20 protein-coding genes are annotated in these 21492 nt (G+C 59.9%); 5 read left to right on the forward strand and 15 right to left on the reverse strand.

Annotated features, from left to right (window positions below; all coding sequences use genetic code 11):
• Nucleotides 1-61: 61 nt before the first annotated feature.
• The 11 genes from N434_RS15180 to N434_RS15230 form a co-directional block, all read right to left on the reverse strand.
• Complete coding sequence (locus tag N434_RS15180) at nt 62-1060, reverse strand: ABC transporter substrate-binding protein (RefSeq protein ID WP_110759036.1); 999 nt, start codon at nt 1058-1060, stop codon at nt 62-64.
• 259 nt (nt 1061-1319) lie between these two features.
• On the reverse strand, nt 1320-2264 hold the full coding sequence (locus N434_RS15185; RefSeq protein ID WP_110759038.1) for a 2-hydroxyacid dehydrogenase: 945 nt from the start codon (nt 2262-2264) through the stop codon (nt 1320-1322).
• 129 nt (nt 2265-2393) lie between these two features.
• Nucleotides 2394-4742, reverse strand: a complete 2349-nt coding sequence (locus N434_RS15190) for a polysaccharide biosynthesis tyrosine autokinase (RefSeq protein WP_110759039.1) — start codon at nt 4740-4742, stop codon at nt 2394-2396.
• A gap of 107 nt (nt 4743-4849) precedes the next feature.
• Nucleotides 4850-5755 carry a UTP--glucose-1-phosphate uridylyltransferase gene (locus N434_RS15195; protein ID WP_026363575.1) on the reverse strand — a complete coding sequence of 302 codons (906 nt, stop codon included), beginning with the start codon at nt 5753-5755 and terminating at the stop codon, nt 4850-4852.
• Between the two features lie 67 nt (nt 5756-5822).
• The gene (locus tag N434_RS15200; protein WP_110759041.1) at nt 5823-6818 is read right to left on the reverse strand and encodes a glycosyltransferase family 2 protein; all 996 of its coding nucleotides are present in this window, start codon (nt 6816-6818) and stop codon (nt 5823-5825) included.
• On the reverse strand, nt 6818-7762 hold the full coding sequence (locus N434_RS15205) for a glycosyltransferase family 2 protein (RefSeq protein WP_110759042.1): 945 nt from the start codon (nt 7760-7762) through the stop codon (nt 6818-6820). The genes N434_RS15200 and N434_RS15205 overlap by 1 nt, the downstream gene beginning before the upstream one ends.
• The gene (locus N434_RS15210; protein ID WP_110759044.1) at nt 7759-8757 is read right to left on the reverse strand and encodes a glycosyltransferase family 2 protein; all 999 of its coding nucleotides are present in this window, start codon (nt 8755-8757) and stop codon (nt 7759-7761) included. The genes N434_RS15205 and N434_RS15210 overlap by 4 nt, the downstream gene beginning before the upstream one ends.
• Nucleotides 8758-8774: 17 nt before the next feature.
• On the reverse strand, nt 8775-9956 hold the full coding sequence (locus N434_RS15215) for a glycosyltransferase family protein (protein WP_110759045.1): 1182 nt from the start codon (nt 9954-9956) through the stop codon (nt 8775-8777).
• A gap of 60 nt (nt 9957-10016) precedes the next feature.
• Nucleotides 10017-10808, reverse strand: coding sequence for an endo-1,3-1,4-beta-glycanase ExoK (exoK, locus tag N434_RS15220; protein ID WP_110759047.1), 792 nt, complete (start codon nt 10806-10808; stop codon nt 10017-10019).
• A gap of 4 nt (nt 10809-10812) precedes the next feature.
• Complete coding sequence (locus N434_RS15225) at nt 10813-11961, reverse strand: acyltransferase family protein (protein ID WP_077768045.1); 1149 nt, start codon at nt 11959-11961, stop codon at nt 10813-10815.
• Nucleotides 11962-12333: 372 nt separating this feature from the next.
• Entirely contained in the window at nt 12334-13812 is a 1479-nt protein-coding gene (locus tag N434_RS15230; protein ID WP_110759048.1) for a lipopolysaccharide biosynthesis protein, read from the reverse strand.
• Between the two features lie 118 nt (nt 13813-13930).
• Between N434_RS15230 and N434_RS15235 the strand changes: the two genes are divergently transcribed.
• The gene (locus N434_RS15235) at nt 13931-14896 is read left to right on the forward strand and encodes a glycosyltransferase family A protein (RefSeq protein WP_059755880.1); all 966 of its coding nucleotides are present in this window, start codon (nt 13931-13933) and stop codon (nt 14894-14896) included.
• A 52-nt stretch (nt 14897-14948) separates the two neighbouring features.
• Complete coding sequence (locus N434_RS15240) at nt 14949-15917, forward strand: polysaccharide pyruvyl transferase family protein (RefSeq protein ID WP_110759050.1); 969 nt, start codon at nt 14949-14951, stop codon at nt 15915-15917.
• 276 nt (nt 15918-16193) lie between these two features.
• Here the strand turns inward: N434_RS15240 and N434_RS15245 are convergent, their stop codons facing one another.
• Both N434_RS15245 and N434_RS15250 read right to left on the reverse strand, forming a co-directional pair.
• The gene (locus N434_RS15245; RefSeq protein ID WP_110759051.1) at nt 16194-17183 is read right to left on the reverse strand and encodes a glycosyltransferase family 2 protein; all 990 of its coding nucleotides are present in this window, start codon (nt 17181-17183) and stop codon (nt 16194-16196) included.
• Nucleotides 17184-17292: 109 nt separating this feature from the next.
• The gene (locus N434_RS15250; RefSeq protein ID WP_065116309.1) at nt 17293-17571 is read right to left on the reverse strand and encodes an exopolysaccharide production repressor protein; all 279 of its coding nucleotides are present in this window, start codon (nt 17569-17571) and stop codon (nt 17293-17295) included.
• 339 nt (nt 17572-17910) lie between these two features.
• Between N434_RS15250 and N434_RS15255 the strand changes: the two genes are divergently transcribed.
• Nucleotides 17911-18177: a DUF6074 family protein gene (locus tag N434_RS15255; RefSeq protein ID WP_065116310.1), complete on the forward strand. Its 267-nt coding sequence runs from the start codon at nt 17911-17913 to the stop codon at nt 18175-18177.
• A 74-nt stretch (nt 18178-18251) separates the two neighbouring features.
• Here N434_RS15255 and N434_RS15260 read toward each other — a convergent pair whose 3' ends face one another.
• Nucleotides 18252-19148 (reverse strand): tetratricopeptide repeat protein, encoded by an 897-nt coding sequence (locus N434_RS15260; protein ID WP_110759053.1) that lies wholly within the window; start codon nt 19146-19148, stop codon nt 18252-18254.
• Nucleotides 19149-19281: 133 nt separating this feature from the next.
• On the reverse strand, nt 19282-19509 hold the full coding sequence (gene rpsU / locus N434_RS15265; RefSeq protein ID WP_003508541.1) for a 30S ribosomal protein S21: 228 nt from the start codon (nt 19507-19509) through the stop codon (nt 19282-19284).
• 316 nt (nt 19510-19825) lie between these two features.
• Here rpsU and N434_RS15275 point away from each other — a divergent pair, with 316 nt between their 5' ends.
• On the forward strand, nt 19826-21079 hold the full coding sequence (locus tag N434_RS15275) for a sarcosine oxidase subunit beta family protein (RefSeq protein ID WP_065116312.1): 1254 nt from the start codon (nt 19826-19828) through the stop codon (nt 21077-21079).
• On the forward strand, nt 21079-21489 hold the full coding sequence (locus tag N434_RS15280; RefSeq protein ID WP_181423992.1) for a hypothetical protein: 411 nt from the start codon (nt 21079-21081) through the stop codon (nt 21487-21489). The genes N434_RS15275 and N434_RS15280 overlap by 1 nt, the downstream gene beginning before the upstream one ends.
• Nucleotides 21490-21492: the final 3 nt, after the last annotated feature.

A 21492-nucleotide genomic window follows, 5' to 3' on the forward strand; every position in this document is an offset into this window, starting at 1 on the left:
GATGCCGCCCGGCGCCGCCTGTGACGAACGCCGGGTGCCGGGCAGATGTGTCGGATCCGCCTTAAAGGGCGGCCTTGACCTTTTGCGCGACGTCAGGAGACACCCAGCCCGTCCACAGAGCCTCGTTTTCCTTCAGGAAGTGCTTGGCGCCATCTTCGCCGGTCGCCTGGTTGTCGGTCATCCAGGCGATCAGCTTGTTGACGGTGTCGTTGGTCCAGGCCCGCTTGTTCAGATAATCCATGGCCGGGCCGGCACGGTCGGCGAAGGTCTTGCTGACCAGCGTCTGCACATCGTCCACCTGCCAGGCGTTCGGCTTCGGGTCCGGACAATCGGCAATCGAGGTGCAGCGCTTCCATTCGGCCGCATCATAGTCCGTGCCGAAGCCGAGCTTCACCATCTCATATTTGCCGAGCAGCGAGGTGGGCGCCCAGTAATAACCGACCCATGGCTGCTTGGCCTCGTAAGCCTTGGCGATGGAGCCGTCGAGACCTGCGGCGGAGCCGGTATCGACCAGGGTGAAGCCGGCCTTCTCACCACCGAAGGCCTTGAACAATTGCGCGGTGACGACGGTGCCGCCCCAGCCCTGCGGGCCGTTGAAGACAGCGCCCTTTGCCTTGTCTTCCTGCGAGGGGAAGAGTTCGGGATGCTTGAAAAGGTCCGGAATGGTCTTGAGGTCAGGATTGGCTTCGGCGACATATTTCGGGATCCACCAGCCCTGGACCGCGCCGTCGGAGAGGATTTTCGCAGCCGCGACGACCTTGCCGCCTTCCAGCCCCTGCTTGACGATTTCCGGCTGCAGGCTGACCCAGGCTTCCGGCGCGATATCCGGCTGGCCTTTTTCGGCCATGGAGGTCAATGTCGGCACGGTGTCGCCGGTGACGATTTCGGCGGAGCATCCATAGCCATTTTCAAGAATGAACTTGTCGAGATTGGCGGCGACTTCGGCGGATTGCCAGTTCATGCTGGCGATCGTCACGTTTCCGCAGTCGGCGGCAAGGGCTGCGCCGCCTGAAAAGGCGAAGCCGGCGGAAAGAATTGTGGCACCCAAAAGTATTTTCATTGTTGTTCCCTCTGGTCGCGGTGTGGCGAAGACCCGGGCGCGGACGGCACCGCGACCGTCAGCGCCCGTATTGAGGCTTAATAATTCCTTTGTGGCCGTTCCGTTTGCGGCAATTTCTGGCGTATTGAGGATGGCAATTGTCAATCAATGACCCGATCTGGCGGGTGCGATCTCCATATCTGTGGTGTCGGGATACCGAATTGGTGCCACCAAGCAGGGTGGTGGCGGCCGAATAGGCCGCCCGCCTCTTGCTGCCGGTTCAGTAACCGCGCGCCATGTCGACTGTTTCCGGCAATTTGCCCGTCTCGCGCCATGTGCGAACATTGCCGGCCACGATCCGCGCAGAGCTTTCCCGGCTCGTCGGCGCGGAAATATGCGGCAGGACGGTGACTTTCGCGTGCCGCCAGAATGGCGAAGAGGCAGGCAGCGGTTCCTGTTCGAAGACATCGAGAACGGCATGCGAGAGCCCGCCTGAATCGAGTGCGGAAATCAGGTCGTCGGCGACGATCACGGCGCCACGGGCGAAATTGACAAGCGCTGCTCCCTGTTTCATCGAAGCGAGACGGCGAGCATCGAGCAAACCGCGCGTCGCATCGGTGAGCGGCACGAGGCAGACGAGGATATCGCTTTTTTCCAGCAATGCCTGCAGCCCATCGTCACCGGTCAGCGTTTCCACGTTCGCGATCGCCTTGGCCGAGCGGCTCCAGCCGGCAACGTTGAACCCGGCATGGGTGAGGCGTTCCGCTGCGGCCGTGCCGAGTGCCCCGAGGCCGAGGAGACCGATGGTCATCTCGCCCGGATGGCGGTAGTCCAGCTCCTGCCAGAGGGCTTTTTGCTGGTTTTCGCGATAGGCCGGCATGTCGCGCTGCAGATAATAGGTCCATGCCAGTACCGCTTCGGCCATGACGCGCGAAAGCTCCGGGTCCTTCAGGCGGACGATGGGCGGGGCCTTGTCGCCCAGCTCCAGCACCAGCCGCTCGACGCCTGCCCAGAGGCTGTGGATCCATGTGAGGCCCGGCAGTGCGGCAATATCGGCCGGATCTGGATTGGCGACGATGGCGAAATCCACGGCCCGTCTCTGGTCGTCGGTCAATTCGGCGAAGGAGAGGATTTCCTCCTGCGGCATGGCGGCGCGCAGCGCCTGTTTCCAGACGGCCTCCGCTTCCGCATTCATCCGCGAAACAAAGGCGATGGGTGATGGCATGGGACTGATCCTGCTTGCGATTTTAGCCTTACGCCATCAATGCGCAATTTCGGCGGGCAATACCATCGGTTTGTCGTTGGAATCGTCAACAGAATAAAACGGCCCGGTTTTCACCGGGCCGTTTCACGATCACGCGTTTTCCTTCACCGGCGGCTTTGCGTCGCCGTAATAGGCAGAGAAGCTCTCGTGATAATGCTCTGAACCGCCGGGGCCGGCATAACGCTGCAATTCCGTCATGTCGGTCTTGTTCAGCACGATGCCCAGCGTCTTGTTGGCGATCTGCGGTTCGTTCGCCATCAGGTTCTGCACCATCTGGATCGGCGTCTTGCCCCATTCGGTGACGAACACGAAACCGTCCACCTGCGGCGCGAAGGCCTTGGCGTCGATGACGGGAACCACTGGCGCCAGGTCGACGATGATGTAATCGCAGGCTTCGCGGGCAGATTCGATGAATTTGCGCATGCCGGAGGAGGAGAGCAGCTCGCTGGAATGGGCGAACTGGTTGCTGGTGGAAACCGGCAGGATGCCCATCTTCGTGCGCGTATCGACCTTCACCGCCTGCGTCCACGGAACTTCATCGAGCACGACTTCCACCAGGCCGGCGGATTGCCGTGTCGTCAACATGCGGCTGAGGCCGGGATTGCGGATATCGGCATCCACCACCAGCGTGCGCTTGCCGGTGGAGGCGATCAGCCCGGCGAGATTGAGCGCCACGACCGACTTGCCTTCGTTCGGCAGGCAGGAAATGACGCCGATGACCCGGCACTGGCGCTCCTGAATGACGACATCGGCCGTGAGTTTCACATTGCGAAGCGTCTCGGCGAAGCTGGAGCGCGGGCTGTCGACAGCAAGGCGCAGCATTTTCTGGAACGAAACCTGTCCGCTTTCGTCAAGCGTGGCGTTTTCGCTGCCGGGGGTGGCGGCGCTGGTGCCGGGTTTTGCGGTTTCCACGCCCCTCTCGCCAATAAACGGCAGGTAACCCAGAAAACGCATGCGCAGATTGTCACGCACATCGTTGCCGGTGTGGAAGAAGCGATCGCGGAACTCGAGAAGCGCTGCGATACCGCCGCCCAGCATCAGGCCGAGGATGACCGAAAGCGCCATGGTCATGGTCTTTTTCGGGCTGGAAGGCGATGTCGGCAGACCTGCTTCGGAGATGATGCGCGCCTTGGCAATCGGCAGCGACTGCTTCTGGGATGCTTCCTCGAAGCGGCCGAGATAGGACTGGTAGAGGGTGCGCAGTGCCGTTGCCCGCTGCTCGAGTTCGCGCAGCTGGACCATGGTGATGTTGGCTTCGGAATTGCGGCCTGCAACACGATCGATATTGTCACGCAGCGATTGCACGCGGGAATTGGTGACGTCGTATTCGTTCTTCAGGCTGCCGGTCAGCTGCTGCAGTTCCTGATAAATCTGCCGCGAAACCTCTTTCTTTTCGGCGTCCAGCGCGACCGCCTGCGGGTGATCGGCCCCGAATTGCTGGACGATGCCCTGGTGCCGGTCGGAAATGGTGATGTAGCGTTTGCGCAGATCCTGAATGACCGAGTTGTCGGTGTCGCGGGCCGAAACCACGGCATTGTCGACAGCCGCATCCGGTCCGCGGTCAATGATCGATTTATACTGGTTGTAACGGGCAGAGGCCGTCGCGGCATCGGCCTGAGCGGCAATCAACTGGCCGTTCAGGTCGGCAAGCTGGCCTTCGGACATCAACTCGCCGCGCGAGGAGACGATGTTGTTGTCCGACTTGAACTTTTGCACCGCCAGTTCAGCCGCCTGGGCGCGCTGGTTAAGGTCCGTCATGCGTTCCTGCAACCATACCGAAGCGCGCTCGCTGGCGTCGAAATTGGCATTCAGCTGTTCGGTGAGGTAGGCCTGCGCATAGGTCTTGGCGATCTGCGCGGCAAGCTGGCGGTCGGTCGAGCGGGTGGAGATGGCAATGACCGAGCTGCGGCCGACACGTTCCACCGTCAGCGACTGCTGCAGAACGGCGGCGGCCTTTTCGCGGCGTCCGGCGCGGATTGCGGCTTCGGAGACCGGCGGATCGCCCGGCAGGACGAGATCGAGAATGCCACGCACGGAGGATTTGACGAGCTCGACCGGCGACATCGGCGGATTGACGATGATGTCGTTCTCATCGAGCTTGGCCTTGTCGACCACCGTCAGCGCCATTTCCTTGGATTTCAAGATTTCCACGGCGCTGGCGATGCGGTTGTCGACGATCTGCGCGGCGGGCACCGGCGATTCCTCTTCCGCATAGCGGGAAAGGCTCTCATCCAGCAGCACCTGCGTCATCGCGGTGTAAACGGGGGTCGCAAGCACCAGATAAAGGCCGGCCAGAACCACGGCGGCGATGACCGATGCGGCAATGACATTGGCACGGCGCACCACGGCGGCCCACAGGCGGTCGAGGTCGATGAACGTGTCGGAATCCTTGCCGGACTCCGGAAAACCGATGTTGGATTTAAAGGTCTTGTGGTGCATGGACCTACCTTGTGAATTAAAATGGTACGCGGGAAGCCGAACAATGCTCGCCTTCCCGCCCCCCGTTATTGGTGCGCCGGCCGCCTCCCCCGGCGGCGCGATTAAAGTCAGGCCGCCTGGACGCGGCTTTCGTGGTTTGCCACCAGTTCCTTCACGGAAGCGAGAACCTGCGCCTCCATGTCGGCGCGCAGCAGCGAGAAGGCGACGTTGGCGGCGATGAAGCCCTGCTTGCTGCCGCAGTCGAAAGTGCGGCCGCTATATTTCTGCGCATGGAAAGACTGTTTTTCGGCAAGCCGCTTCATGCCGTCGGTCAGCTGGATTTCATTGCCCGCGCCGCGCTCCTGCTTGGCGAGAATATCGAAAATTTCCGGCTGCAGGATGTAACGGCCATTCAGGTAATAGTTCGAAGGCGCCTTGGATGGTTCCGGCTTTTCGACCATTTCGGTGACGGCGAAGCCATGATTGACCTTCTGGCCGACGCCGACGACGCCATAGGACGAGACTTCTTCCGGCAGGCACTCCTCGACGCCGAGAATATTGCCGCCGACTTCGTCATAAAGCTCCATCAGGCCAGCGATGCAGCCGCGTGCGCCGTAGGAAACCATGTCAGGCAGAAGCAGGGCGAAAGGCTCCTTGCCCACCAGTTCGCGCGCGCACCAGACGGCGTGGCCGAGGCCGAGCGGCACCTGCTGGCGCGTATAGCTGACAGTGCCGGCAACCGGCAGCATCTTTTCAAGCTGTAGCACCTGCACGGTCTTGCCGGAGCGGGTGAGCGTATTGATGAGTTCCGGCGCGCTGTCGAAATAGTCTTCGATGGCGGTCTTGTTGCGGCTCGTCACGAAAATAATGTGTTCGATGCCAGCCTGCATGGCCTCGTCAACGGCGTATTGCACGACCGGACGATCCACGATCGTCAGCATTTCCTTCGGCATCGCCTTGGTGGCGGGCAAAAACCGTGTGCCGTTGCCAGCTACGGGAATGACGGCTTTTCTGACAGTTTTGTTCAGGTCCATCGCGTTCTCCTTCATCAAGGTTTGATCTGTCCCCAGTCCCCGCGCAGATTTCGTCCACGCGCAAATTTCACGAAATCTGTCTTTTCACCCCTGTATTCGCCGCAGGTGCAAACATGGCGTCCCGCAGCCTCCTCAGCCGCACTGCAATGGGCATTCGCAAATGCCCCAGCACGGCAGGATCCCTTATCGTGGTCTTCAAGGCGCCGAGTACCGAGCGGCGCTTGATGTTTTCCACCAATGTCAAAAAATTATGCGCCAGCCGCAGGCTGCGGCTTCTCGCCTGCTGCGCATCCATGGCGGCGGGCAGCAGAGTGTAATGGCTCAGGAATTCCTGATCCGCCCGCATCATCGCTTCGACGTGATGAAGTTCGAGCACGCGCGAAATCGAACCTTCGCGGATATTGTAGATGTAACCCGGTTTGGGTTCGATGACGCAGAGGCCGCCGGCGGCGAGCGCCGAGGCGAGCAGGATATAATCCTCGCCAATGCGGATATCCTCGCGGAAGCGCAGCCCCTCGGCATTGAGGAAGTCGCGCCGGAACATCGGCTTCATGTAGCCGAAGTTGAAGGTGGCGCGGAACAGGATGTTGGAGGAAATGAAGTCCTCAAGCGTGAGAACCGGCCGTTCCTCCAGAAATTCTTCCGGAAACATCGTCTCCATGGGCCTGCCGTCGGTATAGACCACATCGAGATTATCGACCGCAATCGCCGCACTGGCGGCTTCCGCCCGGCACATCATGCAGGCGGAACGTTCCGGGCGAATGACATCGTCGGAATCGAGTACGGCGATCCAGCGTCCGGTCGCGGCTTCGATGCCGGCATTGCGCGCACCGCCCGGACCGAGATTTTCGGCAAGTGCAAGCAGACGGACGCGCGGGTCGATGATGGCGATACCTTCCACGAGCGCAATGGTGTCATCGGCGGAACGGTCGTCGACGACGATCACTTCCAGCGTCACACCCTGCTGGTCGAGCGCGCTTTGAACGGCGGCTTCGATCGTATCGGCGGCATTATAGGCGGCGATGACGAAGCTGATATCGGGCGACGGGGCAAGGTTCTCCATCAGGTCGCCTCCACCGCGCCATACTGGCGGATTTCACGCACGCCGAAAGCGCCACTCATCGAGCCCATATGCAACGCGCCACGCAGCGCATAACGATTGCGGCGCACGGCGTTGAAACCGTTCAATGCGGCGAAGACGGCGCAATAAAGCACTTTCGAACCTGCCTTCAGCACCTGCACCACGCGGCGTACACCGGGTTTCCTGTCCGCCAGCACGCGGCCATGGGTCTGGCCGGAGCGGAAGCGGCGTTTGGCAAGCCACATGAAGCTGGCGCGATTTTCCGGCACCGGTTCGGACAGCATGGCATCTTCCGCAAAAACGATGCGGCCGCCTGCGGCGTGAAGATGCGAAAAGAAATGGGTGTCTTCGCCGCCGCTCTGGCCGAGCGCCAGCGCAAAACGCCGACCCTTCACCGAGGGCGCATCCATCCTGAGCAATGTGTTGCAGGTATAGCCGGTGATGATTTCGCCATTGACCCAGACCGGAACGGTCGAGTGGAAATCACCGCGTTTCATCCAGCCCGGCGCATTGTCCCGGTAAACCGCCGTCACGGGGCCGAGAACGGTTTCCGCACCGGTCTCGTCGGCTTTTTCCAGAAGGGCGGTGAGCCAGTGCGGTGGGGCGGTTTCGTCATCGTCGATGAAGGCCAGATAATCCGCCTTGCATTCCGACAGGCAGGCATTGCGGGCAATCGAAATATTCGATTTCGGGCAATGAACATAGGTAATCTCGAAGGGTGCTGTTTCGCGCAGGCGGTCCACACTGGCCTTGGCGCTCGGCTCCTCGTCATTATCCGCAATAATCAGCCGAACTTTCACGCCTTCCGGCACGTCCAGTTCGAAGAGTGACAGAAGTGTGGCGACGAGTGCGGGGCGTCTGTAGGTGCAGATGCCGATATCGACGGTTTTCGAATCATGCGGGCGGGTGACGGTGTTGTCGGTCATGAGACAGCCTTTCTTCCCCGGAATTTCAGGAGTTCCAGCCAGAAGCCGGTGGACCAGGCCAGATGCATCACCATCGCCGAAAAGGCGGCGAGCGGGCCGTATGGGTTTTTCTGACCTATTGCCATCCACAAGCCATAACCCACACATGCGGCGATCCAGAGGCCGAGCGGAATAAGTGCCGCCCAATGCACAAGCGACAGCAAGGCGAAGATGAAGACCGGCAGCACGGCCAGCGGAATCATCTGGCGGATTTTCGGGATGGAGCGGTGTTTCAGGAGGTTCTTCGCCCGGCCGCGGCCATAGGCGAGATATTGCCTGAAGAGCGGCATGACGCTCGCGCGCGGATAATAGGTCATGCGGGTCTTGTCGGTCATCCAGATGCGGAAACCGGATTTGCGCAGGCGGAAATCCAGTTCGGCATCCTCATTATGGCTGAAGCTTTCATCATAACCGCCGACCGCGTCGAAAGCGGCGATCCGCATCAGCGCGTGGTGGCCATGGTCGATCCAGTGACCTTTCGCGCCTTCGCGGTGCTTGGAGCCGCCATTGCCGAGCTTGGAATTCTGGGCGATGGCCGTCGCCTTCTGAAACAGGCCGTGGCCAACGGTATCCATGGCGACGACGACGGAATCCGCGCCGGTGCGCTCGGCATCCTCGATCAGCCGCTGGCAATAATCGTCGGGATAATCGCCATGGGCGTCGATGCGGATGAGGTAATCGAAATCCTCGCCGAAGGTGGCGACGGCAAGGTTGATGCCGGCGCTCTGGATGCGCTTCGGATTGGCGAGAAGCGTCACGCGGTCATCCGCCGCCGCAAAGGCGGTAACGATATCGCGGGTTCCATCCGTGCTGCCGCCATCGGCAACCACGATGCGGAAAAGACGCCCCTGCATCGCGCCGGTGAATTTGACAAGCAGCCCCTCGATCGTCTTCGCCTCATTGAGGCAGGGAATGACGATCAGCGTTCTGATGCCGGAATGACCAAGACCTTCCATGATTTGCCCCCTACGCACTACACGGGTGAAAACTGCGCTTCGCGGGCATGGCCGGAAGCGGATTTGGCGAGAGAGGACAATTGCTGCACCAGCAGACGGCAATCGTCGCGGTCGGTCAGCCATTGTTTCCTGTCGAGTGCCGAGAGGGTGTTGAAGGCATCCGCATAGGTTTGCGGGTTCATCCGGTTAAACAGCGCGGCGAGATCGTCAGCGCCGGCATTTTGCAGGACGAAGCCGATATCGCGCTTTTCGATGAAGCGGGCGGTTTCTGTGCCGGCAAGCGCAATCGGCAGGGCGCCATAAAGGCAGCCCTCATACAGCCGGTTGGGCAGCAGCCAGCTGGAATTCTGGCCTTCCTCGAAAAAGTCTATCGCCCAGGTGAACTGCACCTCGTTGTAGATCGCGGCGAGGTCTTCGGGGTTTTTGTAAGGCCCATGGAAATGCACATGCGGAGCGCCAGCCACGAAGCCGTCGAAATCTGAAAATTCCGAATAGGCCGGTCGGCCGCGCAGTATGATTTCGACTCTGCCTTCCATGCGCTTCGCGAATTCGGCAAGGATTTCTAGCGATTTGCGGCAGCGAAGCGCGCCGAACCAGCCGATTTTCCATGGCTCACCCGGGGCGGGCGGGCGCGGTTGCGACGTGGCGGCAACGGTGGCGTCAAGCGCCAGCACTTTGTTTTCCTGCAGCAGGACGGGAAGGCCGAGGCCCGAGACGGGCTTGAAATAATTCTCCACGAATGCCGGAGAACTGGTGATCAGCAGCTTGGCGTCGCGGGCGAAATAACGCTGCGCGGCATTCAGCATCTGTCCGGGCTTGCCCTTGTTGAGAAGCAGGCGGTGAATGTCGAGACACTCGTAAACCAGCGCCGGCTGCCCGGCATAGATCGACATGGCGCGCTTTGCCAGCGCCAGCATTTCCAGGTTTCTGGCAAGAATGACATCGGGGGCGGGGATGCCGCTCAATGTCTTGCCGAGCGAAAGGCTGGCTTTCGCCACCGCCGCCATGCGTTGCAGAAACTGTCCGTCGGCGGTTTCCCCAAGCGCGACGGGTACGACGCCTTTGATCTCTGCCAGCCGGTTCTGTCCGCGCCGGAAGCCGGCCAGCGTCACCCGCGCCCCGCCCGCAAGCAGGGTCAGCACCCGCCGGCGAATGGCGGGGTCCGACAGATCATGCGCGAGATATAGAACATGGGTCATGCAAGGGTCCGGTTGGTTCATGCGTCGGAGACGCCGCGGCGTACGATTTGCTTCAAAAAATCAGTTGAGGGCGCAGGCGATGGATTCCGGGAACTGGCATTTGTCGCCGAGCGCCGTGAAGGCAAAACGGTCAACGGTCATCTGCGATGGTCCGGCATAAGAAAAACGGCCCATCCAGTCCTTCAGCGTGTCGGTGCCCCACAGGCTGAAGAAAATCTTCTGGGCATTCTGGGGGATTTTCGTCTCGTCGGTCACTTCGTGGACGAGATTGCCGTTGACGTAATAACGCAGGCGCTGCGGCTCCCAGACGAAGGCGTAATCGTTGAAACCGGCATCGGCTCCGCCTTCCACCGGCACCAGCTTCTCATTGCCGCCCTTGGCGGAAATATACTGGTTCAGCTGCACCTGGCCCGTATTCCTGCCCAGAACCTCGAAGTCGATTTCATCATGCGGCTTCTTGTCGGTCGGGCCGATATAGGTGAAGAAGGCGGAGTTCAGGCCCGAGCCGGTGGCGGCCTTCATCCGTGCCTCATAGGTGCCGTAGCGATAACGCCCCTTGGTCTGGATCTCGCCGCAGGCGAAGTTACGATCGCCAGCCTTGGCTTCCTCGAAACCGAGCGTGAGCTGGCCGTTTTCCACCGTCGCCAGTTTCTTTGACCAGGTGCAATTCTGATGCGAACCGTTGTTCCAGCCGTCTGAGACGTACCAGAAGGACCGGTCCATGGAATCGAAATTCTCGATGAAGGATGTGCCGTTGCCTTCCTGCGCGTGGACCGGTGCTGCAAAAGCGGTGGCCGAAAGGGCTGCGGCAAGAAAAATGCGTGTCTGAACGCGGGTGACAAATGTTGTCATTGGTTCACCTCTGTCGTTGCGAATAAAGCGTTTCGGATTTCGGCGGGCCTATCGTGGCGGGCCGTTTTGCCGTGAGTTCGGCGCTGGCCTTGCGTTTGCCGCTGCGGCTTCCGGTCAGTACGGCATAAACGGCGGGCAGGTATTTGCGGATCTGGGCATTGCTGATCACCAGAATGACGAAGGCGGAAAGCGTCGCGCTGATATAGAAGGCAGGATAGAAGTCCGGCCCGCCCTTGTTCCAGATCATCCACATGATCACGAGCAAGGGGTAATGAGCGCAGAAAATCCAGAAGCTCAGGCTGCCGGTTTCGGCAAGCCGCTGACCCAGCCGGCTGCGGATCAGGATGGCAGAGGAAACCCAGAAACCGAGTGCGCCGAAGACCGCGAGCAGATTGCGTGAGATGTTCAGCCAGAAGGTGAATTCCGGGCCGGTGAAATAAAGGCCGGTGGCCAATATGGCGGAGGCGGCGAAGGTCAGCACCATGATGGGCAAGGCGTAGGGATCAAGCGCCTTGACATCGACCCGGTGCAGCGCGAGCGCGATGCCGAGCGAAAAGCTGAAGAGGATGGATTTCTTCTGGACGATGAAGATCGTCAGGTCAGGCATGGCGGTGATGACGAGCAGGATGGCAAGCGTCGGCAGCGCGAAACGGCGCATCAGAAAAGCGAGCACCGGCGACAGCAGGATGCAGACGAAGAGATCGCGCAGGAAATACAGCGGCACATTCACCGGCAGTTCCTCAAGCGCCGTTCCATGGCTGATGATTTCACGCGGGCTGGCATTCCACAGATCGGGGAAATAACCCACACCGACATCGAACAGCTGGATCAGCAGCACGGCGGCAAACAGCGCTCCATTCCACAGAAGGAAGGGTAGCAGCACGGTTTTCGACTTGGAACGGATCGTCGCGGGATAATCGAAACCGCTCATGCCGCGGCGAAACAGCAGGTAGCCGGAAATGGCGCTGAGACAGGGCACGCCGATGCGGAACAGCGCATCGCCCAGGAAAACCCGCAGCCAGTCGAAGAAGCCATAAAGGCCGAGAAAGGGGCTGGTTTCGGCATCGTGCGGCACATGAACGAACACGATTCCTGAAATCAGCAATATGCGCATCAAATTGATACGGGAGGATAGGTTCTGATCGACAGTCACATCAGTCACCCCTATTGGGCGGCGTCCACCCACGCCGCGTTGCAACCAGAGCGAACTTAAGCCCGCACTGGAAAGTCTGGTTTCGACTTTGGGATAAAATGTGGCGACGCGGGAAAAACACAAGCTTAGATTTTGCGGGTGAATGTCTGGCGTTTCGGCCATTCTCGCCGCTTCGAAAAATCAAGATACTGATATAACTTATTTTTTCATAAATCTGGACAATATTAAAAATCGCTCAAGCGTGTGAAATTGTCATTTGTCGTGATGCTGCGCTGCAAAATGAACGGCTATCCGACCTTGCCGCGGTGAGGGAAATCACCGCGGAAAAGGTTGGTTAACGGCAGAAATGAGGCGCGTTTTCCTGTGGCTTGACTAACCTTGGGTTGCAGTGTCCCGCATGCGCCGCGATTTGACCATTCCGAGAATTTTCCCGAGCAGCGCTCGTTCGGTCAGCAGGATCAGCACCGCATAGATGAGGCCGCCGACGGCAGCGCCGATGAGAACCTGAAGGGTGGCATTGGGAATGCGCTCAGCCAGAATGTGCAGCAGATGGCGAACCGCAACGGCCATGATGAGCGCCGCGATCATCGGCCTGCTGCTGACATAAAGGCCGCGGAAAAACGGCGTGTCGCTTGCCTTGAACACGGCCCAGGAATAGGCGACCAGCGTTACCGCATTGACGATGCAGAGCCACACCATCGCGTCGATCAGGGTGCCATAAAGTGCTGCGAGCCAGACCGCGACGGTGGTGACGATGGCGCGGATCGTCGCCGACCAGAACAGCACGCGGCCGTAACCTGCACCCTTCAAATACGGGATGAAGGTGCTGCACGGCGTCAGAATGGCCTTGGACAGGGCGAGCAGACCGAGGACAGGCCAGGCATAGGCCCAGTTCTGCCCGAAGATGACAAGCATGGCGGGTTCCGCCACCGCCCAGAGGCCGAACATCATCGGTGCCAAGAGCACGGTCAGCACCTGCGTACTGAACATCAGCGCATCGCGCCGGCGCTGCGGATCATCCATCATGCGGCTGAAGGCGGGAAACAGGACACCCATGACGGCCGACAGAACCACCTGATTGGGAATGCTGGCAAAGCGGTTGGAGGCGGAATAGGCGCCGGCATCCGCCAGCCCCAGGTGGCGGGCAATGACCACCATCGGCGACTGGAAGGTGACGAAATTGGCGATTTCCGAGCCCATCAGCCCCGAGCTGAAGCCGAGAAGCGGCACCAGCCGGCGCGGTTTCATGACGAAGCGCGGGCAATAGCGGGAAACGGCATAAAGCCCGACAAGCCGGATGAGGGCCGCGGCAAAAAGCTGGATGATGAGTGCCCAGACGCCGAAGCCCATGAAGGCGAGCGCCACCGCGACGATGGCCGCGATGCTTTCCGACGCCATGCTCCAGAGCGCGTCCTTGCTGAAATTCATGCGCCGGGCGAGCAGCGAATAAGCGACATCGCCGGCAAGCTGCAGCGGAATGAGGAACGCCATGATGCGCAGCAGGTAAGCGCTTTCCACCGCGCCCAGCAGCCCGCCGAAAAACTCTGCCCAGATGTAGAGGGCGGCGGCCATGGTGCAGGAGATCGCCAGATTGGCCCAGAAGACGGTATGGATCGTTTCCATATCCTCTTCCTTTTCGACGATGAGGGCAGAGGTCAGCCCCGCGCCGGCGATCATCGTCAGGAACTGTACAACCGTTAGTCCTACCGCCACCACCCCGAATTCCTCCGGGGAAAGCAGTCTTGCGAGAATGGGGACCGTGACAAATTTAAGCCCGAATGTCCCTGTTTTTGATAAAACGCTCCAGCCGACATTCGTGGTGATGGTCTTTACATTTGGCGCTGGGGGCATACAAGCATCCTGTTTCTGGAGGCCGGCGGGAGGAAAGCCGGTTGGGAGTTGCCGATACCATCGGGGCCGCTTTTAGGATCGGGCCCGACACTTCTTGATCAACGCAAGGGGCGAAACAATGGCAAGATTTACTGTCGTCATTCCCTACTACCAAAAGCAGCACGGTGTCCTTGGACGTGCACTCGCATCGGTTTTTGCGCAGACTTACCAGGATTTCGATCTTGTCATCGTCGATGACGAATCGCCATACCCGATCGATCAGGAACTTGCGGAACTTTCGCAGGGTGAGAAAGACCGGATTCTCGTCATTAAGCAGGCCAATGCCGGCCCGGGCGGCGCCCGCAACACCGGTCTGGACAATGTGCCTGACGGCACCGACTATGTCGCTTTTCTTGATTCCGACGATATCTGGACACCCGATCATCTGCAGAATGCGGCCTTCGCGCTTCAGACCTATGGCGGCGAGTGTTACTGGGCATCCATGCAGGCAAGTGACGAATTTTATTATCATTTCGCCATTTCCGAGCTGGAGAAGAATGAGGGCGCGGCACGGCTTTCCGAGAAGCCGCTGGTGATCGAACTGCCGGATCTCGCCAGCGTCATGCTGCGCAACTGGAGCTTCCTGCATCTCTCCTGCATGGTGATCGGCCGTCCTCTTTTTGAGAAAATCCGCTTCGACCCGGCGCTTCGTCTGGCGGCGGAAGACGTGCTGTTTTTCTGCGATTCCATCCTCGCATCGAAGCGCACGCTTCTGTGTGACGATGCCGGCGCGATGCGCGGCATGGGGGTCAATATCTTCCACAGCATCGACAATACCTCGCCGGAATTCCTGCGCCAGCAGTTCAATACCTGGGTGGCGCTCGATACGCTGGAGGGGCGTTTTTCACGCCGGCCGGACGATGTCGCCTCCATCGCTTCCTATAAAAACACGGCACGTAAACAGGCGCTGTGGAGCCAGGCGGGCAATCTGAAACGGCGCAAGGCGCCCGAATTCGGGCTGCTCCTGAAATGGGCGATGCGCGATCCGGCACTGCTGCGCGCCGCTTTCGAGCTAGGTGCTGGAAAAATCGTCCGCTCCAGATGAGCGAATTCTCGCCCGCAAGAATTTATATGTTTTTTCACCCAGGAGTGACCTCATGAAACCTTACCACTGGGAATCTCATCACGGAAATTTCGGTGACGATCTCAACCTGTGGCTGTGGGATTTTCTGCTTCCGGGCCTGCGCGATGTGCATGACGATGTCATGCTCGTCGGCGTCGGCACCGTGCTGAACGACGTTCTTTTGCCCGCAAGGCAGCGCAAGCTGGTGATCGGCAGCGGTTATGGTTATGGCGCGGTGCCGGATACCAGCACCGAGTTCTGGGATATTCGCTGCGTGCGCGGCGAAAAAACCGCCGCCAAACTGGGGCTCGCGCCTGAAAAGGGCATCGTCGACCCGGCCGTCATGGTCACCGAGATGCCTGATTTCAAAGGTCTGCCGAAGCTCTACAAGAAGACCTTCGTTCCCCATTGGGAATCGGCGGAATTCGGCATGTGGGAAACCGTCTGCGAACCGGCGGGACTGACCTATCTCGACCCGCGCGGCGAGGCGAAAGCGGTGATCCGCGCCATCGCCCAGTCGGAATTCATCGTTGCCGAATCCATGCATGGCGCAATCCTTGCCGATGCCTTCCGCGTGCCATGGGTCGCGGTCAGCACCTCGCCGTCGATCAACAGCTTCAAATGGAGCGACTGGGCCGGCAGCGTGGGCGTCGATTATCAGCCGCGCTACGTGCCGGTTTCGACCCGCGCCGAGGCGGCGAAAAAGGGCTCGCGCTTCTGGGGCATGAGCTTCCCGCCGCCGGCGGGACCCGTCATTGCCGAGACCGGTTCCGTTCCGGCGTATGAGGGCCCGGCGCATGAGGGCGACGTGCTGGTGCGGCCGCAGGAAACGCAGTCCCGGTCATTGCGTAAATTGGCCAAGCAGGTGCTGGCCGCGCCTTCCACGCTGGCGCTCTGGCAGGCAAGCCGCGCGGAACCGCGCCTCAGCCCGGATGGCCGGCTGGAGGAACGCAAGGAGCGTTTTGCCGCCGTTCTGGAAACGGTGAAGCGGGATTATCTCTGAGGGTGATCTAACATAGTCGGCGGTGGTGCTTCCTTTCGCGCCAGGGACAAGGTGTAGCGGTACCTATGTGTTTGGCGAAAGCGGAGAATCCGCAGGCCGTCACCCCGGACTTGATCCGGGGTCCAGCGTGATCAAGTCATTGATCGCGAAAGACTCTTTCACGGCGCAGACGCGCCGTGGCTGGATGCCGGATCATCCTCGGGCTAGTTCCGGGGACCGGCATGACGGAGGAACGAAAGGCGACTTGTCGTCGTTCTTGCAGCAGTGAATCTGCCCCTACGAAACCGGCGTACCGTCCAGCAGATAACGCACATCCCGCACCGGCGGGGATTTACGGAATCGGGCGGTCTTGTCGGTCCAGATACCGCGCGTTATGGCGGGCAGGGCGGGCAGCCGCGTAAGGGCGTGGCTCAGCGCGCCGCCCATGCCCTTCTGCTTTTTCGCATCGAGGAAATGGCGAAGCTCGAATTTGGCGCGGATGTGTTTTTCGTGTTCGCGCAGGATCGCGGTTTCCGCAGTGGAAAGCCTGCAGCCGGCCAGTATGGCCTTGTCCGCCTCGTATAGGCGGCGGAGATCCTCGGTGCTGTGGCGGCCGCTCAGCGAGTTGCCGCGTATGATCGCGCCGTAACCGCAATGGCGGATAACCTTGTAACGGGCGCCGGCGGCAAGTGCGCGCACGTAAAGCTCGTAATCCTCACCGAGCCGCATGGCTTCGTCATAACGCAGCGCATGTTTGTCGAGAAAAGCGCGGCGTATCACGGGTTTCAGAAACCCGGTTTCCCCGCGCTCGATGCCGGGCCTGGAAATATTGCCTTCCACGAATTCCGTGAGTGACAGATAGCGGGCCTGGGGTTCGAAACGGGCAGGCTGCATGGAGGAGGCGCCCGGAACCGACTGCTGGATGAAGGCGATATTGTCGGCCACGAGGTCCCAGTCGTCATCGGCCAGCATGGCGGCGAAACGGCCCCGGAAAAAGAAGTCGTCCGCATCGAGAATACTGATGAGCGGTGCCGATGAAATCGAAATCGCATGGTTGCGTGCAGCCGAGGGGCCACGATTGACCTCGAATCGCACGACCCGCAAACGGCCGGTACCGTCATCGGCCGCATGTGCCACATCGCTTGTCGTATCGGTGGAGCCGTCGTCGATGACCACGACTTCGGCGACCTCCGGCTCGACAAGTGCGGAGCGTATGGCGATATCGATCGTTTCGGATGCATTTTTCGCAGCGATGATGACGCAAATGGGCTGTGAACCGCTCACCATGTGTTGTCCTTCTGCTTTGACGAACCGTCAGGATTTGGCCAGCAGAAAGTGTCATGGGTGTGGATGCAAGCGATTTTTTTGCGACGCAATAAAAGCCGGCGCGTTAAGCCTACATATCCGTCAGTTTGGCGCCATGCGGCGGCGGGCTCTTGGCCGTGTCGGCCTGCAGTGTCTCGGCGCCGCGCTCGCGCGCGAAGGTTTCCCGCATCCGCCGCTTTTCGCGGGCAACGAGCACGAGAATCGCAATAAAATAACCGATTTGCAGAATGACGGCACAGATGAGCGTCTGGATGAATGCCGTATAGAAAGATCCGTGAATGAAGTATGTGGCAACTGCAAAGGCAAGCAATGCACCGATCATGCTGAAAAAAACACGAGGTGCATACATGGTGCTCTCCTCCCGAGAACGATTTCTCCATTTTTGGCTGCGCTGCGGCATTTTTTTTCTTTGCAAGAAATATACGATGAGACTGGTGTTGTTTCAACACACATATACTTCTTCTATCTGCCGCGGCATGAAATTTCGGTAATCTTGATTGGTAAATTCCTTGGTAATCGATGATTCCTCCCGGTCGGGGCGACCTTGAAACATGATTTTGCGCTCCGAACAGGCGAAGAATCGCTCTCCGGCCGGCCTTTGCCGGCTGTCTCCATCGCTCTGCAGACTTCGTTAACCATCTCGCCTTTAAAAAGTCGGTATTGATTCCTCGAAGAGCAGGGTGCCCGCGTGACGACGAGTTCAGAAGTAATCGCCTTTCCGGCAAAGAACCGCATTGCCGATGTAAAACGGTGCGCAACCATGCTTGACCGTCTGCATGGTGTGGAGGCGAATGATTTCTGGCGCAGGGAATGCCGCGAGCTGGCCGCCTATCTGACGGGATTGGGCTATGAGGACGCTGCCATGCGGCGCGAGGTCATGGAATTTCAAAACGCCGTGCAGGCCGAATTGTGGTCGGGTGCCGCCGCCCCCGAGGCGCGCCGCGACAGCCATTGAGGCCTGCGCTTTTCCCATAAAAAAGCCGGCGGGTGCCTTGCACCGCCGGCTTTTTTGTCAGCCTTTTTCTGGCTTCAGGAAGCGCTGGCGCCGCGTGTGCGGGCAACGCCATCGAGCGCCGGCTTGTATTTTGGATCGAGCCGTGCCGCGTGCGAATAGGACTTGGCGGCCTTGGCCATCTCGCCGCGACGCTCATAGACCAGCGCCTGGTTGGCCCAGGATTCCGCCACCTTGTCGTCAAGCGAAATGGCGTGGTTGAAATCCGCGAAGGCGTTTTCGTCGTCATTCAGCGCGACATAGGAAAGGCCGCGGCCGTTATAGGGCTCCGGCGATGTCGATGACAGCGAGATTGCCTTGGAGAAGTCCTCGATGGCCTGGGCATGCTGGTTGCGCAGCTGGTAGATCAGGCCGCGATTGTGCCAGGCGCGTCCATCGGTGGTTTCAAGCTCGATGGCGCGGGAGAAATCGTTGAAGGCTTCGTTCACACGCCCGGACTGGCGGTAAAGATTGCCACGGCCGATCAGCGCTACATCGTAGCTTGGATTGATCTGCAGGGCGGCGTTGTAGTCCTGCAGGGCCTGCTGCTGCTGCCCGGAGTTGCGATAGACCAGCGCGCGGTTGGCATAGGCCTGATAAAAGCGCGGGTTGAGCTGCAGCGCCTTGTTGAAATCCTCGATGGCGCGGCGCGAATCGCCGGCGCGGCCGTAAGCCGAGCCACGGACGTTATAGCCTTCGGGATCCTGCGGATTGGCGTTGATGACCGAGGTGAGCGAGGCGATGTTTTCCTGCGAACCCTGGGCGCGGTCGATCCTGAAGACATCTTCCGTCTGGTTGGATGTCGCACAGCCGGAAAGACCGGCAAGGACGGTACAGACGACCAGAGAAGCGCGGAACCCTCTGTTGTTTTTCAATGGCACCCGGCGCGTGGAGGCATCGGAGTTTTTCACAACACAGGCGTCGACAGCGATCATTCGGTGTGGGTTCCCTCGCAGGCCGGTCTCACGGTCGTTTTCAAGAGCGTTCTCCGGCCACAAACACAAAGAGCGGCGGCGAATTGATCGCCCCCGCCCAACAAGCATTCAAAAACGTCCAAAAGACGGCCTATTAACGGCCTGCGCGGGGGCCTGCAACCAGACCTTCGCGCTGTGCACGCTTGCGTGCCAGCTTGCGAACGCGGCGAACGGCTTCAGCCTTTTCGCGGGCGCGCTTCTGGGAGGGCTTTTCGTAGTAATCGCGCATTTTCATTTCACGGAAAATGCCTTCGCGCTGCATCTTTTTCTTCAGGGCGCGGAGCGCCTGATCAACGTTATTGTCGCGGACTAGTACCTGCACGTGAATCCCGTTCCTTTGGTTTGGTTAATTTGCTATGTGAATAAGGCATTCGCACGCAAATAAAAAATCGTTCGTTCGGCTGTCGAGCCGGGCGATTGGTGACGTGCAATAACAGATCATTTGCAGCAAGTCCAGCCGGTAGCGCAGAATCAGCCTGTAAAATGCAGCCTCCCCGGCAATGTGCCTGCGATGTCGAAACAAAAGCATTGCGGCGTCGCAAAATGGATATTGCCTCCCATCCCGATTTGCCATGTGTATGATACGGGCCGGAACCATGCTTCCGGCATCAGGCCGGTTCTTAAGGAGCAGACTGCGAATGCGCAAATATTCCGTTTTCGCCGTGGCGCGCGAGGCGCTCAGGGGTCACAAGGGGTGGGATGCGCAATGGTCCTCACCCGAGCCGCGCAAGGATTACGATGTCATCATCATCGGCGGCGGCGGCCACGGTCTCGGTGCCGCCTATTATCTTGCCAAGGAGCACGGTATCACCAATGTCGCGGTTCTGGAAAAAGGCTGGCTCGGCGGCGGCAATACCGGCCGCAACACCACCATCATCCGCTCCAACTATCTCTATGAAGAGAGCATGGATATTTATGAGCATTCCCTGAAACTGTGGGAAGGCCTGAGCCAGGATCTCAATTACAACGTCATGTATTCGGCGCGCGGCGTGATGATGCTGTCGCACAATATCCATGATCGGCAGTCCTTCAGCCGCCATATCAATGCCAATCGTCTCTACGGCATCGACAATGAGTGGCTGACGCCGGAGCAGGCGAAAGCCTATTGCCCGCCGCTCGATATATCAGGCAATGCGCGTTATCCGATCAACGGCGCTGCCCTCCAGCGCCGCGGCGGCACGGCGCGCCACGATGCGGTGGCCTGGGGTTATGCCCGCGCGGCCTCCGACCGCGGCGTGCACATCATCCAGAACTGCGAGGTCACGGGCATTCGCCGTGGACCGGACGGTGCGGTGACGGGTGTGGAGACCAATCGCGGTTTCATCGGCGCGAAAAAAATCGGCGTTTCCGCCGCCGGTCATTCCTCCGTCATCATGAAGATGGCGGATGTCCGCGTTCCGCTGCATTCCAACCCGCTGCAGGCGCTGGTGTCGGAGCCGCTGAAGCCGATCTTCCCCTGCGTGGTCATGTCCAACACGGTCCACGCCTATATTTCGCAATCCGACAAGGGCGAGCTGGTCATCGGCGCCGGCACCGACCAATATAACTCCTATTCCCAGACCGGCGGCCTGCAGATCATCACCCATACGCTGGACGCCATCTGCGAGCTGTTCCCGATCTTCCGCCGCGTCAAGATGATGCGGCAATGGGGCGGCATCACCGATAACACGCCCGACCGCTCGGCGATCCAGAGCGTGACGCCGGTGCCGAACCTCTTCGTCAATTGCGGCTGGGGTACGGGCGGTTTCAAGGCGACGCCGGGTTCGGCCAATCTTTTCGCGCATCTCATTGCGCGCGGCGAACCGCATCGTCTGGCGGCGGGGCTGACGCTCGACCGGTTCCGCACCGGCCGTCTTATCGATGAGGCTGCCGCTGCCGCGGTGGCGCATTGATGCTGGCGGCGGCCATGCTTGCGATCACCATATCAGGCGTGGCCGTGGCCGTGCCCGTCGGCAGCGTCATTCCCGAGGCCAGGGATTTTCGCAGCCAGAAGATTGCGAGGATGCAGGGTGAGAAAGACTGGCCCTTCATGGCGGAAAAAGGCCTGCTTCTCTGTGCTCCGAGTCTCGCGAACAAGATGGTTTATTTTGTCGGCGAGAAGGAGGATGGCGAGCAGGATTACCCCTTCGCAATCGACACCGACATGATGGCGGTTGCCATCGTCAATATGGGCCGGGCCTCGGCGCTACGCCCTTTCGATAATTTCGAGCAGCTTTTAAAGCGGCTTTCCCCTTTCGTAGCCATGGGAAAGCGGCTGTGTGACCAACCCGCCGGAACAGCGCTTCCGGAAAATTCTCTCTAGGTG

Origin of the sequence: Rhizobium sp. UGM030330-04 (assembly GCF_003208455.1) — a bacterium.
Lineage (GTDB): Bacteria > Pseudomonadota > Alphaproteobacteria > Rhizobiales > Rhizobiaceae > Agrobacterium > Agrobacterium rhizogenes_A.